This is a genomic window from Gordonibacter sp. 28C (assembly GCF_003339845.1).
In the GTDB taxonomy this organism is placed as follows: domain Bacteria; phylum Actinomycetota; class Coriobacteriia; order Coriobacteriales; family Eggerthellaceae; genus Gordonibacter.
In genome coordinates, this window is record NZ_PPTR01000019.1 from 17,295 (window position 1) to 32,540 (window position 15,246).

Here is a 15,246-nt window from a genome sequence, read left to right on the forward strand (position 1 = left end):
TAAATGCATGGAATCGAGAGCCGCAAGAAGACCTACGTGGAGGCCGTGGTGGACATCGACCCCGACGGCCGCCAGCGACCGCTGGCGATCTACTGGGGAGACGGACGATGCTTTGTCGTGGATCGCGTGCTCGAATCGAGGCGCGCGGCGAGCATGAAGGTCGGCGGCCACGGGATCCGCTATACCGTTGAGATCTGCGGAAGGACAAAGCACCTTTGGCATAGCGACGACGGCCGATGGTACGTAGAGGAGATCGTGCCCGGCAACGCCGGGGCACTCTAGCGCACCAGGTCGGACACCTCTACCTCCAAGGCCTCCGCGATGCGACACAGCTTGTTGAACGTCACGTTTATCTCGCCTGCCTCGAGCAGGCTGATGTAGGTCTGGTTGGTGCCGACCATCCGGCCCAGGCGTTCTTGGGATAGCCGCTGCTCCACCCGCTCGACGCGGACGGCATTCCCAAGTCGCTTCCTTCGCTTGTTAAGCTCTACGTCATCCATTCCCCCATTCTCATTTGTTATATGCAATGATTTATTCAATATATATAATGTTTAGCACTCAGCAAGGAAATGAAATAGTCGCGAAAGGAGCGACTCGTGGACCCAGGATCCGCAAGGCCTGCCATGGATAACAGCCCATGGCCATAGTCGTGAAGCTCGAGGCGCTGATGCTGCAGCACGGCATATCCCTCGACAAGATAGCAGCTGCGACCGGGATAACGAACGTCAACGTATCCAGGTTGAAAACGGGGAAGGTGGTCGCCTACAGGGGGACTACGATCGACGCCCTCATCAAGGCGCTCCGAGCGCTCGGCGTCGAAGGATGCGACGTGGCAGACGTGCTCGGCTTCGTGCCGGACGATGAGATCGCGAGCATCGGCGAGGGGGTCTACATCAGCGTGCCGAAGAACCTCCATCACATGAGCAATCCTTACAGCGACGCCGCGAGGGCGAAGCTGCGCGGCGAGGGCGGTCCGAAGACACAATGAAAAGCGAGCAGTAGCGGGTTGGCGAATTGAATCTAAGCGCAGGTCATATCCCAGATTCCCTCAACCGGATCGTCGAGGCGGCCGACGATCTCTTCGCGCCGTACGGAGACGAGGCCGACGTCTACGTAGTGGAATCGATCCTGCATAGGGAGATAGGCAGGATGGCCCTGCAGGCGAGATCCGGGGCGATCCGGCCGCCTCGACCGGAGAAAGGCGCGAGCCCCGCCTGCAGCGCTGATCGAAACGACAGCGGGCTCCTGATAGAGGCGATCGCCGAACGCTCGGCGCTCTTGATTGCTGGGCTCGGGGGCGACGCGGCATCGAACATCGAGGCCGCCATCCACAACGTTATAGCCAGGCGAGGTGCGTCGAGCCGCCGGGCGGTTGGGATCCGTTCGGTCGGTAAGACAGAGGGCAGGCAAGGATTCCCAAATTCCCCTTGACTGCCGGCACCGGGAGGCAGATCATTTTTTCACTGCCGCACGGCGAAGCCGTGCCGATGCGGCCGATGCCTTTCGGTCATCGGGGGATGCCGTCCGCATCTGCGAGGATGTGCAGGAGCTCCTCGGCGTGCCATTGCATGTCCTCCGGTGTTTCGAGCGAAGGGTTGCTGCGCGTCATCTGGTCGATCTCGGCCAAGAGGGGTACGATCCTTCCCGGTGCCACTCGGCCGAGTCTTTGTAGGGATGTTTGGGAGAGCTTTGAGACGTCGAAGCACCAGGTTGTGCCGCCCGCAGGGCGGTTGTCCAAGGTATCGCGCAGCGATTCCGGCATCCCGCCCTCGTGGCGGGCGTCCGAGGAGCCGCGGAGCGGCGTACGCTTTTCCACAATGCGGCGGCAATAGGACAGGAGAGATCTCACAGGTTGAAGGATTTTAGATGTTTTACGCTCTTTAAGATCGGTTAGTGCGCAAAAACCCTGATCACTAGCTTCGTTTTCAAGCCCCATGGCCTTCGTCCTTTTTTCTGGTGCGCTTTTCTCCACATGGTTATCCACTTTCGGCGCTTGCGCCGCGAGCGCCGCATGCTCGCGAGCGCGCTGGCGCTCGCGGCGCTTCTGGCGCGCCGACTTGCTGTAGTGCGCGTATCCCTCGTAGTTGTAGTACACGTTATGGAAGGGCTTGCGCTCAACTGTTCTCTGGAGCTCTCCATGCCAATTGGACGCATAGCAGCACGCGATCCCGAGGATGTCGCGCAGCTTGTCCCACTTCACGATGTACTTGTTCGATTGACGCGATCCGTCCTCGGCCCTGCCCCCCGTGCGGACGCGCTTGAGGACGCCCAGGCGCTCGAGCTCCGCGCGGATCGAGTGCGCCGACCTCGGCGATACGCGCGCCGCACGCGCCAGGCCGTCGTAGCTGCAGTAGAGCACGCCGCTCGACGTGGCGAGCCCCACGATCGCGCGGATGACCTTGCGGCGCGCGCCCGTGACCTTGTACCCGCCGTCCTCGCGCGGGACGTTGTTCAGCTCGTCGAGGCGCGCGAGGATCTGCCTGTCGCCCTGCCGCTTGCGGTATCGCTTGATGGACTCGTGGTAGAGGTAGCTCGCGTAGGCCTGGTCGAGCTGCCATTGCCCGAAATCAAAGAATTCCGCGCCCTGCTCCTCGTAGTACGCCTTGGCGTCCCTCTGCCAGACGCTCGCCGCAACGCGCTTCTGCAGCTGCCAGCGGGTCTTGGGATCGGGTTCTTCTTCGGCAAGCGTGCCGACGTAATCTATGTGCTGCTGTATGTCCCGTATCGGTCGTTCCATGCCCTGGCGGCACGGGTTCGGCAACTCTCGAAAACCGGCCCCGTACGCCGTCGTATGGGGCGATATGAGGGCTTTCCGGGGCAGATTTGCATATAACTACCCAAGGGTGGTACAATCCACCTCTATCAAAAGTCTTTGGTTTTCGAGTTTTCGGAAACCGCAGGGGCCTCGGGGGCGAACCGGGGCCTCGTTGTTTTCCTAAGCCGTCGCTCCCCCTGCCGCATCACCTCCTTTCAGCTTCCTTTTGCCGCAATACCGCCATGTTGTCCAATCTGGACGGTCGGCCGAGATCCTCGATCGACGCGCATCCTGGTTGGCCACGCGGTTCCGGATTGCGCAGACCGGGCTTTTTGCCCATGGCCGGCGCATGCCGGAAAAGGCAGCAAGCAGCCACCACGGGGTCGAGAGCCCGTGGTGGCTGCTTGCTTTGAAGATGAAGGTAGTGGTGCTGCGGTTGTGTTCCATTGCGCCTTCTGGTCGTCCGGCGCGGAATCGTGACGGCTGCGAGCCGATGCGGTTGCCTGCAACGCAGCAAACCGAGGGGTTGACACACCTCTCCCGGTCAGCGATAATAGAGCAACGACAAAGAGCTCTTCCAATATCACGAAACCGCCGTCTGCGGTTTCTTTCTTTTTTGGGGTTCGTTCCCGGCGTCCCGCCGGAATCCATCACCTGGTTCCTTTCCTGAGCGACAATGATACCATACGCGCCGATTCCGCGAATATCGCATGTTGTGTTTTCGCGCCGCACCGTCACCATACGTCGACCACCTTGCCGTCGCTGAAGTACAGCATGCTCGCCGCGTCCATCAGCGTCGCCTTGTCGGTGAGCAGCGCCTCGACGATCCTCCCTGCCAGCACCGCGCCGTCGGGATTCCCCCGTTGCGACAGGATCGCCGCGAGCCCGCCCAAGCTCGACGGCGCGTCAGACGCGATGGCTGCCGCCACCTCGCGCTTCGCAGCGCGGTATTCTCCGGGGAAGAGCTCCTCGATCATCTTGAGCGCCCTCCGATCCTCTTCCGACAGCCTTTCCTCGCCGGCGTCGGAAAGCGGCGCGTCGGCTGCGATGCCTCTTCTCATCTTTCTCCTTCCCGTGCCGCGTTCAGCTCGGCTGCGCGGCGATCGGCCGCGCGCCTCGAGACGAACACGGAACCGACGAGCCCGAACCTGCGCAGAGCCGACGGCTCGACCGTCGAGGCGACGCCGAGGAACTGCGCGCCGTCGCCGAAGTCGATGAACCTGACCGGCGGATCCACGCATACGCCGCTCGAGACGGAAAACAAGCCATCGGCGCCGCGGCATATGCAGTAGACCGTGTCGCCAGGCTCGATCATCCCGACATCCGCCCTGCCGGCCTCATCCCAGTAAAGCCCGTCGACCGTCATCTCAATCCCTCCGTCGCTCTCGCTATCTCCGCCTCGAGCTGGCAGTCCTCGGCAAGCTCCGGCAGGTACCGCCGCATCAGCGCGCACGCGTCCTCCGCAGACGCCCCTCCCTTGATCTCGGCTGCAGCGGCGCGGAAGCACTCGAGGGCGCACCCCGCGTCGTAGCCCCCTTTCGCGTAGCTGGCGGCCAGCAGGTTGATCAAGGGCTTCACGACGCGCACGTACCCATCCCAGCCTGCGTCCAGCACGCCCTCGCCGTCCAGCACCTCCGACGGTGCGAGAACCTCGGCCGGGACGGGCAGGGGCCTTGCGGGCTCGATGCGCCTCGGCCGGTACGAGCCTCCCCTCCCCTCGTAGGCCCGATGCACCGCCGAGGCGGCCGCCTTGAAGCTCGCGATGACTTCCTTCATCCCTTCCTGGCCCAAACCCCCGCCCGCAGGGGCGACGACGTCCCCCATGCCGAAGTACGCCTCGACCATGCCGTACGCGCCGGCGCAGTCTATCTCGCCCGACGACAGGATGTCCTCGACGGCCCGCCTGTCGCACGAGAGGCCGCATACGGGCTCCGTCACCGCCCCGTCGCCCTCGGTCGCCTCGTACGGGTAGCGTCGCATGAGGGCCATCCCGGAGGCGCCCCTCACGAGGACGGGGACGGCCATGTCGGCCCTGGCGACGGCGCGGCCGTCCCTCTCCCAGTCCTCGGCCGGACGGCACCAGCCGGATCCCGCGCCGTGGGCCCACGCCAGGGCGGCGTTGAGGGGCCCGTAAGTCCTCACCCGGCGCGTGCCGGGATCGTACGTTGCCGTCGCCGCGATGCAGGACAGCAGGCGGGATTCATCGCCGGCCTCCCGGCACTCCTCTATGACCCGCTCGGCCTCTGCCGTGGCGTCGGCCACCGTCGTCGGCAAGGACGTCATCGCCCACCGCCTCCCTTCTCGGCAGCCCCGTAGCGCGCCGATGCACGGCACGCCCTTATGAGCTCGTCCAGGTTCGTGCTCTTATAGGTTTCCATGTCGCCGGCGTAGAGCCTCTCGTAGCGTGCGAGGTCGTCGTCCTCGCCGCCCGCCGCCGGCATTCCCTGATCGACGAGCCGTTCGGCGAGGCGCGCGAGCGCCTCTGACGGCGTCGGGCAGGGGCCCGATTCCACGGCGGCCGAGCCGAGGGCGCCGTCCGGGAGCCAGGACGCCGCGTAGCCGTCCCCGCCGGCCGAGGCGACGGCGAAGCAGGGCGCGCCCCCCGGCGCGCCGCCCAGGCGGCCGAGCGACAGCGGGTGCTCCGCTGCGGCGCGCGATCCCCGCGCGGCCACCGAGAGGATGCCGGCGGGCCCGTCGAGGTGCCATCCCCTGGTCGCGAGATCCTCGGCCTTGGCCGCCTCCTCGCCGATGCGCGCATCGGACACCCTCCTGGCGACGTCGTCGACGTCGCCAGGTGACGTCGCCCCCGCTATCCTCAGCCGCTTGGCTACGGCGAGGCCGGTCGCCTGCTCCACGACGGTGAGCACGGCCCCTTCCGCCCGCTCGACCGTGCCCCAGGGCGCGGCGTACGCGCACGCGCCCGACAGCTCGACGACCGCCTCGTAACCCGGGCGGCACTCGCACACGTAGGACGAGCCCGCTCGCGACCACGCCGTCATCTCCCCGCCCCCCTGGACGGGGCGGCGGCGCGGGCGGCCCCTTCGGCCCCGCTCGCCAGCATGTGCCTGGCAGGGCACCGGAGCCCCTTCTCCGCGGCCGATGCGGCCGTGCGCGTGGCGATGTCGGACGCGATGCTCCAGGCGGCCCTCGCCGACGGCATGCTCGCGCCCAGTATGGCCCTCGAGACGTCCTTCCCCACGGCCACGAAGTCCCCGCCGGCGTCGATGGACGCCAGCGCAGCGTCGCGGACGTTTCGCACGAGCCCGTAGAACCCGATGCCGTTGGGCTGGCCCTCGCTGGCGTCCCGGTCGGCCGCCAGCGACTTGACCAGGGCTAGCGGCCGCCCGCCGCGCAGCGCGACGGATCCGGCCAGCTCTACGAGCTGGCATTGGTCCGACGAGGACAGCCCGTCCGAGCACTTGGCGATGAGCTCGACGGCCTCGCGCACCGCTCCCCTGACGTCCTCCGCCCCGTAGGCGGCCTCCCCCGCCTCGACGGCCTTCGCCATCCCGTCCCATCTCAAGCCCTTGTCCTCCGCGCCGACCCCCATGACGGGCGTGGCGAAGTAGGACGCCGTCTCCATGGCGGAAGCGTCGAGCCCCTCGTAGGCGTAGACCGAGACGTCCCAGCCCCTGTCTATCCCCCTGTTAACCATGATCAGCTCCGCCCGGTCGAACAGCACGAGCCCGGAGTCCTCGAGCGAGAGCTGGTCGCCTCCTATCTCGCTCGCCTCCGCCACGGCGGCCAGGGAGGGATCGTGTCCCTTCTCGCCGATCTTGGCGTCCAGCTCGGCGAGGCGCTGCTTTACCTCCAGCAGGCGCCGCTGCTGCGGGAAGGGCTTCCCGACGCCCTCCCTCGCGGCGGCAAGCTCCGCCTGGGCCCGCTCGAGCCTTTCGGCCGCGGACGCGGCGTAGCGCTCCATGTTCCTCGCCTCTCGCTCGATCCTCGTGACCGCCCCGATCCCGCTGTCCGCCCCCTCGAAGGTCATGGCAGGCGCGTGTCCGACGCCGACGCGGAAGCAGCCCGTGCCCGCCTGGAACGTCGCCGTCACGTCCAGCCCCATGATCGAGCCGACCACCTGGGCCTCGCCGTACGACTCTGCGCATGCCACGAGCGCAGCCCTCAGCGCATCGGCCGCGTCCGTCCTCTTCTCGCAGTACGCCCCCATCACGGTCATGCCGGGGAAGCCGCCCTCGGGGCCCTTGCGCGCCTTCACCGTGGCGGCGTCGCCCCCGAGCCTCTCGATCGCCTCCTCGGCCGAGGCTATCTTCGCGGGGCACACCTCGTCGCGCAGCCGCCGGAGCTCCGCCTGGTCCCTCCTGTGGGCCCGCTCAAGGCTGGCCAGGCGGGGCAGCTCGTTCTGCAACTCTAGGCGCTCTTTCACGTCCGGGTCCCCGGCGCAGAGCGCCTTGACCTCCGCGTAGGAGAGCGCCGCCTGGTCGATGTCATCGGCGCTGCGGGATGCTGCGCCGGATCCGCCGAACACCTGGCCTATGAACCGCTGCTTGTGCTCGACGGTCTGGTACATGTAGCTGTCGAACGTCCCCTTCGTGACGTACCGGTAGATGCCGACCTCCTTGTTCCGGTTGCCCTGGCGCAGTATGCGCCCCTCCCGCTGCTCGAGGTCGGACGGCCGCCACGGGCAGTCGAGGTGGTGGAGGGCCACGAGCCTCGTCTGGACGTTAGTCCCCTCGCCCAGCTTCTGGGTGCTGCCCATGAGCACCCTCACCTCGCCGGAGCGCGCGGCCTCGAAGAGACGGGCCTTGGCCTTTTCCGTCTTGGCGTCGTGAACATAGGCTATCTCCCCCGCGGGTATGCCCATGTCGACCAGCTTGCCCCGCAGGTCGTCGTACACGTTGAAGCCCTCGGGCTTCGGGGTGCTCAGGTCGCAGAACACGATCTGGACGCCGCGCGCCGGTTCGCTGTCCCTCCATATGCCCCAGATCTTCTGCGCGGCCGCGGAGGTCTTCGACCAGTCCCCGTCCGGCAGGTCGGGGATCACGAGCCTCTGGTCGAGGGCGAGCTTTCGACCGTCGTTGGTCACGACGAGCATGTTGTCGCTCGCCGGGTCGACGGATCCCGACCTGATCGCGTCGGCCCGCCTGCCGAGCTCCGCCACCATGCGCACCTGCTCAGGCGACGGCTCCAGCGCCACGTTCTCGCGCCGCGCCTCCGGGATGCCCGGCAGCGCTATGTCGGCGGCGGTCTTGACGTCGCAAACGGAGGCGAACATCGTGATGAGCTCGGGCAAGTTGGTGAACGACGAGAACCTGGTCTTTACCTGGAAGCCGGAGCCCTCCGGCTTGAGCTCGAGCGAGGTGGTCTTCCGAGCGAACATCGACGCCCATGCGTCGAAGCCGTTCAGCCCGGCGAGCGCGAGCGTCTGCGGCTGCAGGTAGCGCTGCATGTTGTAGACCTCGGTCATGCTGTTGGACACGGCCGTCCCCGTCGCGAACACGACCCCCTTGTAGCCCGTCCGCTCGTTGATCCAGCGCGTCTTGTAGAGCATGTCGGACGCGCGCTGGCTGTCGCCGGCCTGCAGGCCGGCCACGTTTCGCATCTTCGTCTCCGTGAACAGGTTCTTATAGTGGTGGGCCTCGTCGACGAAGATGCGGTCGATGCCCAGGTCGGTGAAGTCGAGCATGTCGTCCTGGTCGTGCTTACGCGTCTTCTCGAGACGCGTCTCGAGGCGCTTCCGGCGCCCCTCGAGCTGCTTGACGGTGAGCCTCTTCGCGGCGTCGTCAGACATCCTCGCCTGGTCGATGGCGTCCTCGATCCTGATCTTTTCCTCCTCGATGTAGCGGGCCTCCAGCTCGGGCGGCAACGGGATCTTGGCGAGCTGCGTCTCGGACACGATGACCGCGTCCCAGTCGCCCGCCGCGATGCGCGCCACGAAGCGCTTGCGGTTGTCCTTCTCGAAGTCGGCGTCGGTGGCCACGAGGATCGACGCCTGCGGGTAGAGCCGCATGAACTCGATGCCCCACTGCCCTACCAGGTGCTTCGGCACAGAGAACAGCGGCTTTGAGGCAAGCCCCATCCTCTTGAGCTCCTGGGATGCGGCGGCCATGGTGTAGGTCTTGCCCGCGCCGACGCAGTACCAGAGCAGGGAGTTCCCGCCGAACACGATCCTCGCGGCCCCGTCCTTCTGGTGCTTCGCCAGCTCTATGTCGGCCGCCATCCCCTCGAACGACAGCAGCGAGCCGTCGAACTGCCTCGGCACAAGGGAGTTGAAGCGGCGGTTGTACTCGGCGACCAGGGCCGCTCGTCGCGCGCCGTCCTCCCATACCCAGTCACGGAACCTCGAGGCGATGGCGTCCTGCTTCGACTGGGCGGCGATGGTGGCCTCCCTGTCGACGACGGACACGGTCTTCCGCGCGGCCGGGTCGTACATCGTCCTGTTGACCACCGCGTCGCGCAGGTTAAGGGACGCCTCCATGAGGTCGAGGGCGTTGCGCGCGCGGGTGCCGTACACCCGGTCGACCTTGGCGCCGTACACCTTGCCCTTGTTCGATATGCGCCACTGGGACAGCTCGGGCGAGTACGCGACCGAGATCTGGTCGCGGGAGCCCTCCACCCTGTGGCTCCTGGGCAGCTGGAACACCTCGTAGGCGAACTGCTCGTACACCGCCGCCGGTACCCACGTCGCCCCCAGCTCGAGGGAGATCTCCTCGGCCGGGACGTCGGGCGGCAGGGCCGACTCGAGCGCCTTGACGTTCGCCTCCATGTCCTCGTCCCCCCGGTAGAGCCTCGCCTCGTCGAGCTTGACCCGGACGTTGCCCGAAAGGTACTCCTCCGCCGTCACCAAGGCCGACAGGGCCGGGTCGTAGTACACGCGGCCGGAGAGGCCGGCGCGGATGGCCTCGGGCGCGAGCCCGGATACGGACTCCATGTAGCCCATGTCGACGCGGCCGACCGCGTTGAGGGACATGGCGAGCGCCTCGGCGGCGTCGGCCGCCGTGCGCCGCTTCGGCACCGGGCGGACGGTGCGCCGATCGAACAGGGCGGCCGGCTCCCACTCCCCGTCGACGGGATCCTCCCACGACGACAGCAGCGGCGCGTAGGCGTCGCCCCGCATCGCAATGACATTGGGCTTGTCGTTGAGCCGGCCGTGCTTCTCCACGAGCCGCTCGTAGGCCGCCTTGAAGGCCGTGCGCGCCGACTCGATGGGCTCGTCGTCGGCCCCGGCCGACTGCAGGGCCAGGTACTCCCTGCCAAGATCCCTCAGCCCCGCCAAGGCGCGGATCCGCGCTTCCTGCGATTTGGGCCCGCCGTAGAGGCGCATGGTGTCGCCCTCGCGGTACCACAGCGCGCCGTCGACGACGCCGTAGCAGCCGTCCGGCACGGACGGGTCGGCCTCGATCAAGTCGGCGGCGGCCGCGCCGCCGCGCGCGGCGGGCAGCGGGCGCTCCTCGTAGGAACCGGACGCGAGTTCCATGAGCCTCCCCGCGAGGGAGGCGGCCGCCTCGGCCCAGTCGCCCTTGCAGGCGAGCTGCGGGCCGTAGGGGCCGGACACGACCTCGAGCTCGCCGAGCACGGCCTCCCGGTGCTCCGCGATCCAGCGGTTCACCCGCACGCCGTCCGAATGCTCCACCGTACCGACCCATGGGAGGCCGGCGGCCTCCTCATTGGAGATCCTCTCGTGCCTCTTCCTCAGCACGACGACGTCGCTCGTCACGGTCGTCCCCGCCGACGCCCTGAACGTGCTGTCGGGCAGCCTCGCCGCGCAGACCAGCTCGGCCCTGGCCGCCAGCTCGCGCCTCGCGGAGCTCGACTTCTTATCGAGCGTTCCCGAGGCGGTGATGAACGCGACGAGGCCGCCGGGGCGCACGTGGTCGAGCGACTTGGCGAAGAAGTAATCGTGGACGAGCATCCCCTCGCCGGCATGGCGGCGGTCGTAGACCGAGAACTGGCCGAAGGGGACGTTGGTGACGGCGACGTCGAACGAGTCGTCGGCCAGCGTCGTCGCCTCGTAGCCCTTGCACTGGACGGCCATGCCGGGGTGCGCGTGCTGCGCTATCAGGGCGGACACCGGGTCGGGCTCCACCATGGTGATGCTGGCGAGGCCGGCCATGCCCTCCGGCATCGCGTCGGCGAACCGGCCCGTCCCGGCGGCCGGGTCGAGCACGTTGCCGGCGGAGAACCCGGCCATGGCGAGGTAGTCCCACACCGCGCGGGCCACCTCGATCGGGGTGTAGTAAGCGGTGAGCGTGGACTCGCGCGCCTTGGCGTACTCCCTCTCCGTGAGGCCGGCCTTGAGCCTCTCGCGCTCGGCCGCGTAGGCGTCCGACGTCTCGTCGAACACCTCGGCGAGGCCGCCCCACCCGACGAACGAGAGCATCCTGGCCGCCTCCTCGGGCGTCGCCTCGCGGCCCTCGCGCTCGAGCTCCTTCGCGACCATGACCGCTTCGATGTTCCGCGCGATCCTCGTGCGGGAAGGAGCCGGCGAGGCGTCCCCGATGGGACGGCGGGACGGCTCCGTGGCCGCCGTGCCCTTCTCCGGCGATGCGGCGTGCGCCGCCCGCTCGGGCGAGGGGGCCGGCGACGCCGGCTCGAACACGGGGGCGGCGTCCGACGGCTCGAACAGCAGGTCGAGCGACATCTGGCCCTCCATCACCTTCCTGCCGCGCCTGGAGGGCCGGCGCCGCGCCGCTACAGGCTTATCGCTATGTCCGGTATCTCCGAGATCATGGCCTCGTTCTCCGCCGCCGCGGCGGCGTTCATCAGCGCCGCCTTCTGCTGCGCGTCTTTTGCCTGGGAGCTCTGCGGGGACCGCATCCACGCCTGCGCGGCGGCCGTCCTGCGCGACTCCGCCAGCAGGTGAACCATGGCCATCTCCCTGCCGACCTGCTCCTCGCTCTTGCCCTCCAGCGTCTCCGGCGCGTGCTGCAGGCGCCAGTCGCGCATCGCCACCGCCACGGGATCCTTCGCCCAGCCTTCGAGGCCTAGCTGCCACTCCAGGTGCTCCTTCTCCAGGCCCGCCTCCCTGGCGTCCCGCTCCAGCTCCCTGTAAAGCTCGTCGTAGTTCATCATCTCCGGTCCTCTCTGCCAAGCCGTGCTCGACGGCCATCTCCGCAACCTTGCCCGCGTCGCCGCGGCCCACCGTCTCGTACCGCCCCGCCGTGGCCCTCTCGACAAGGGCCAGGACGTCCGCGTCGATCCTCTCGGCCTCGTCCTCGGCGTGTATCCGGGCGCGGGGGTCGTACGCCCCCTCCCTGGCGACGATCACGTTGACCGACTCCTGTGCCTCGAACTCGTCCTGCGCGAGGGCCGCCAGCCTCGCCGCCCTGTCCTCGTCGGCGTCGGGGGCGAGGTAGGCGAGGCCCATGATGGCCGGCGAGTCCGCCACGACGAACTGCACGAGCCCGTCGAGCCGGCGCTCGCGCGCCGACTGCCGGCGGTACAGCTCCTCCTGGCTCTCCACGCTGCCGTCCAGCAGGCGCGCCGCCTCCTGGTCGCCGCGCGCAGCGTCGTAGATGCAGTCCTTGACCACCTCGCCGACGCACTCGGCCGTGTAGCCGCGCGCCTTGAGCTCCGCCGCGACGGCGTACGCCATCGTCGACTTGCCGGAGCCGGGCCCGCCGAACACGTTCACGTGCACGGATCCCGTTGCGCCGCCCTGCGCGCTCATCGCTCGATCCTTATTCCGTTGTGAATCCGGGATTTCGGTCCCGTGTCGCTTCTCGCCGCCCGCGCGCCGCCTGGATTTGGGAGATGGCTCGCGCTCGGGCACGGTGCCATTATCTCACCTATCGATGCCTTTGTGTAGTGCTCGGCCATGTCTTTCTCCCTTTTTTCAAAAACTCGACTATTCAAGTTTTCCAGTTTTCCAATACCTTGGTTCTCAAGCCGCCATCAACGCGACCGTGAGCGCCGTCAACGCGACCGCCGCCGCGGTCGTCATCCATGCGACGAAGGCCCAGCCGACGGCCATCCCCGCGGCGGCGAGGCTCCCCTTGGCCGCCCTGCGGCGCAGCGGCGTCCCGTCCGCGGCCTTCCAGCGCGAGGCCGCGATGGCGGCCACGTCCGCGAGCGCGCCGAGCCCGAGCAGGCCTCCCGTCAGCAGCCATACGATTGCCGTAGCGATCTTGCCCGTATAGAACCTGTGCGCCCCGGTGAACCCCAGGACGCTGGCGAGCGCGAGCGCGACGTGCCAGCTCTGCGAGTTCGGCTCTTCGGACTCCTCTTCCCGCAGCGGCCGCTGCTCCAACGGGTACGGGCAGAACAGCTTCGACCCGTCGGCCAATGTGACCCACTCGCCCATATCCGCCTCCGATCTAGTACACCAACGAGATGGTTCCGAAAGCCCCGCCCATAAGCGCCATGACGCCGCCCGACACGGCGGCCTGCAGGCCCTTCTTCGCGGCCACTGCGTCGTCCGAGTGGAAGAAGTAGTCGTAGAAGCCGTTGATCATCCAAAGGGTGCCGAGCGCGATCAGGCCCGGAACGGCGAACTCGCGCATGAAGCCGTTCAGGCTCCCACGGCCGAGGTCGTAGGCCGTGAAGGCGACCATGACCCCTCCCGTCGCGAGCATGCCGAGCGCCTGGCGCGCCGCGGGCCCGTCGTCCGAGCGGTTCTGGAAGTACCGGTACGCCCCGAATGCGGTGAGGACGTACCCGGCGAGCTGCACGATGGGCTTGAGCACCTCGCTCACGAGCCTGTCGAGAGTCATGCCGTCCTGCCCCAGCGCCGCACCGTACCCCCATGCCCAAGCCTGGGAGGCGTCGGCAAGGGAGAGCGCCGCGGCGAGCGCGACGACGGCGGCTGTCTTCGATCCATGCCTCATGTCACATCATCTTCCCGACGACCTTGTACGTCGTCATCGTCGAACCGAGCACGACCACCAGCAGCGTCGCCGTGTAGATGAGCCCTCCCCGGATGATCTGCCAGATGTCGCCGCCCGACGTCACGATCACCCCTTCGAGGATCATGGGCGTGATGATGACGACCGCCTGGACGACCGCGATCATGATGGCCGCGCTGCCGATCTCTTTGAAGTACATCCTGCCGGCCTCGGCCCACTCCTCGCTGAGAAGGAACGCCACGGGAATGCTACAGAATCCCGTGAGCACGCTCGCCTCGGCGAACCTGGCCAGGATCACGGCCTCGCCCGCGAAGGACACGATCATCGACATCACCCAGAAGAAGAGAGCGCCGAGGTAGAGCAGGAGCAGGCTGCCGATGTAGGAGCCGAGCGCCCCTGCTATGCCGGCGTTGCCGGAGGCGTCGCCGGCGGTCTGCCCGAGAGCGGAGTTGACGGCCGCGGACAGCGCCGCCTGGTCGAAGGACACGCCGGCCGACCCGCCCGGGGCGTACTGGGAGATGGCGTTCGATATGCCGTCGCCGGCGAGGAGTATCCCGTATATGAGCAGCGGCGCGAGGTCGATCAGCGTTTTGTACAAGAAGAACTTGACCAGCATCATCACGAGCTCGTAAAGCCCCTCCCCATGGATGAAGCTGCCGTCGGTCGCCGTGACCTTCTTGAACACCCCTTGGAAAAGGAACACCATGATGAGCGACTCGCCCACCGGCGCGGCCGCCTTGTTGATGACGGCGATGACGTCGGCGACGCGCGAGGCGTCCACGTCGAACTTGTAGGACGCGAGCTGCGACAGCCAGGTGTCGGACGCCGACTGCATTATCGCCGCCACGCCGTCGCCGAGGCCGAGGGCGGTGAAGAAGTTGTTGACTATGCCGGAGATCGACAGGCCGGTCAGATCCTCGATCCACCCGCCGTAGGCCGTATCCGCGAGGATCATCATAGCGAGCATCGCGATCAGGACGCATGCTCCCGCCAAACTCGTGCGGAAGACCACGCGCCTCCACCGGGCTGCACGATCTACGGTTGCGGACAGATGGCTGATGACGGGATCGGGAGCGACGGCACCCTCGTACGCCGGCGCGCGCCTCATAAAGCATCGCCCCCGCGCTCGATGCGCTCGGGCTTCTCAGACCCTCCGGTCAAAGACTCCAAGGGGACGACCGTGCACGTGCCGTAGTCCAGGGAGTAGGCGACGCCTACGTCGGCCGCTTTCGAGCCGTCGGAATCCAGCAGCTCCACCTCCAGGTAGGACGAGGCGGTCGACGACGGGAAGCTGAGCACGGCCGAAACGTACGCGCGAGACGCCTCGATGCCCTTCTCCTTGCAGTACGCCCCGAGCGCGGCGCGCACCGCATCCTGGTCGACCCGCGTTGCCTCGGCCTGATCGGGGGCGATGTCCAAGGACAAGGCGGGCTCCTCGCCGTCCGCATCGGCGCCGGCCTGCCCCGCTCCCCCCCGGTCGTCCGGCGCGGATTGCTGGACGGCGGGCGCGGCGTCCCTCTTGGAAGGGGACGGGCCGACGCATGAGAACTCGTTGACGGCGACGTTGACGGCGACGGCCAGGGCGAGGAGGGTGATCGCCGTGCGCATGGCCCGCTTCCGCCGGCGCTCGATCTCGTCCATCTCCTCGGCCGTGTCGGGGTTCGCCCTCCATAGGTTGTCGTGCTTCAT

Annotated in this window: 15 protein-coding genes; 3 read left to right on the forward strand and 12 right to left on the reverse strand. The window is 67.7% G+C overall.

Annotated features, from left to right (window positions below; genetic code table 11):
• Positions 1-3 precede the first annotated feature (3 nt).
• Positions 4-282 (forward strand): hypothetical protein, encoded by a 279-nt coding sequence (locus C1878_RS15700; RefSeq protein WP_009307220.1) that lies wholly within the window; start codon positions 4-6, stop codon positions 280-282.
• On the opposite strand, the gene C1878_RS15705 is transcribed toward C1878_RS15700, so the two are convergent.
• Positions 279-500: a helix-turn-helix domain-containing protein gene (locus tag C1878_RS15705; protein WP_035579227.1), complete on the reverse strand. Its 222-nt coding sequence runs from the start codon at positions 498-500 to the stop codon at positions 279-281. The genes C1878_RS15700 and C1878_RS15705 overlap by 4 nt on opposite strands.
• A gap of 137 nt (positions 501-637) precedes the next feature.
• Between C1878_RS15705 and C1878_RS15710 the strand changes: the two genes are divergently transcribed.
• Complete coding sequence (locus C1878_RS15710; RefSeq protein WP_009307222.1) at positions 638-988, forward strand: helix-turn-helix transcriptional regulator; 351 nt, start codon at positions 638-640, stop codon at positions 986-988.
• A 26-nt stretch (positions 989-1,014) separates the two neighbouring features.
• On the forward strand, positions 1,015-1,431 hold the full coding sequence (locus C1878_RS15715) for a hypothetical protein (RefSeq protein WP_035586669.1): 417 nt from the start codon (positions 1,015-1,017) through the stop codon (positions 1,429-1,431).
• Positions 1,432-1,507: 76 nt separating this feature from the next.
• On the opposite strand, the gene C1878_RS15720 is transcribed toward C1878_RS15715, so the two are convergent.
• The 11 genes from C1878_RS15720 to C1878_RS15765 form a co-directional block, all read right to left on the reverse strand.
• On the reverse strand, positions 1,508-2,737 hold the full coding sequence (locus tag C1878_RS15720) for a hypothetical protein (RefSeq protein WP_021409099.1): 1,230 nt from the start codon (positions 2,735-2,737) through the stop codon (positions 1,508-1,510).
• Between the two features lie 198 nt (positions 2,738-2,935).
• Positions 2,936-3,496 (reverse strand): hypothetical protein, encoded by a 561-nt coding sequence (locus tag C1878_RS16490; RefSeq protein WP_147270999.1) that lies wholly within the window; start codon positions 3,494-3,496, stop codon positions 2,936-2,938.
• Positions 3,490-3,816, reverse strand: a complete 327-nt coding sequence (locus C1878_RS15725) for a hypothetical protein (protein WP_015539661.1) — start codon at positions 3,814-3,816, stop codon at positions 3,490-3,492. The genes C1878_RS16490 and C1878_RS15725 overlap by 7 nt, the downstream gene beginning before the upstream one ends.
• On the reverse strand, positions 3,813-4,121 hold the full coding sequence (locus tag C1878_RS15730) for a hypothetical protein (RefSeq protein WP_021409103.1): 309 nt from the start codon (positions 4,119-4,121) through the stop codon (positions 3,813-3,815). The genes C1878_RS15725 and C1878_RS15730 overlap by 4 nt, the downstream gene beginning before the upstream one ends.
• Positions 4,118-5,038: a hypothetical protein gene (locus C1878_RS15735; RefSeq protein ID WP_015539663.1), complete on the reverse strand. Its 921-nt coding sequence runs from the start codon at positions 5,036-5,038 to the stop codon at positions 4,118-4,120. The genes C1878_RS15730 and C1878_RS15735 overlap by 4 nt, the downstream gene beginning before the upstream one ends.
• Positions 5,035-5,754, reverse strand: coding sequence for a hypothetical protein (locus tag C1878_RS15740; RefSeq protein ID WP_114516674.1), 720 nt, complete (start codon positions 5,752-5,754; stop codon positions 5,035-5,037). Before C1878_RS15740 ends, C1878_RS15735 begins: the two co-directional genes overlap by 4 nt.
• Complete coding sequence (locus C1878_RS15745; RefSeq protein WP_035586660.1) at positions 5,751-12,485, reverse strand: AAA family ATPase; 6,735 nt, start codon at positions 12,483-12,485, stop codon at positions 5,751-5,753. Before C1878_RS15745 ends, C1878_RS15740 begins: the two co-directional genes overlap by 4 nt.
• A 111-nt stretch (positions 12,486-12,596) precedes the next feature.
• Positions 12,597-13,016 (reverse strand): TM2 domain-containing protein, encoded by a 420-nt coding sequence (locus tag C1878_RS15750; RefSeq protein ID WP_021409116.1) that lies wholly within the window; start codon positions 13,014-13,016, stop codon positions 12,597-12,599.
• 13 nt (positions 13,017-13,029) lie between these two features.
• Positions 13,030-13,539: a hypothetical protein gene (locus C1878_RS15755; protein ID WP_015539638.1), complete on the reverse strand. Its 510-nt coding sequence runs from the start codon at positions 13,537-13,539 to the stop codon at positions 13,030-13,032.
• A gap of 1 nt (position 13,540) precedes the next feature.
• Entirely contained in the window at positions 13,541-14,665 is a 1,125-nt protein-coding gene (locus C1878_RS15760) for a hypothetical protein (RefSeq protein ID WP_226844602.1), read from the reverse strand.
• Positions 14,662-15,246, reverse strand: a complete 585-nt coding sequence (locus C1878_RS15765) for a hypothetical protein (RefSeq protein ID WP_154270805.1) — start codon at positions 15,244-15,246, stop codon at positions 14,662-14,664. Before C1878_RS15765 ends, C1878_RS15760 begins: the two co-directional genes overlap by 4 nt.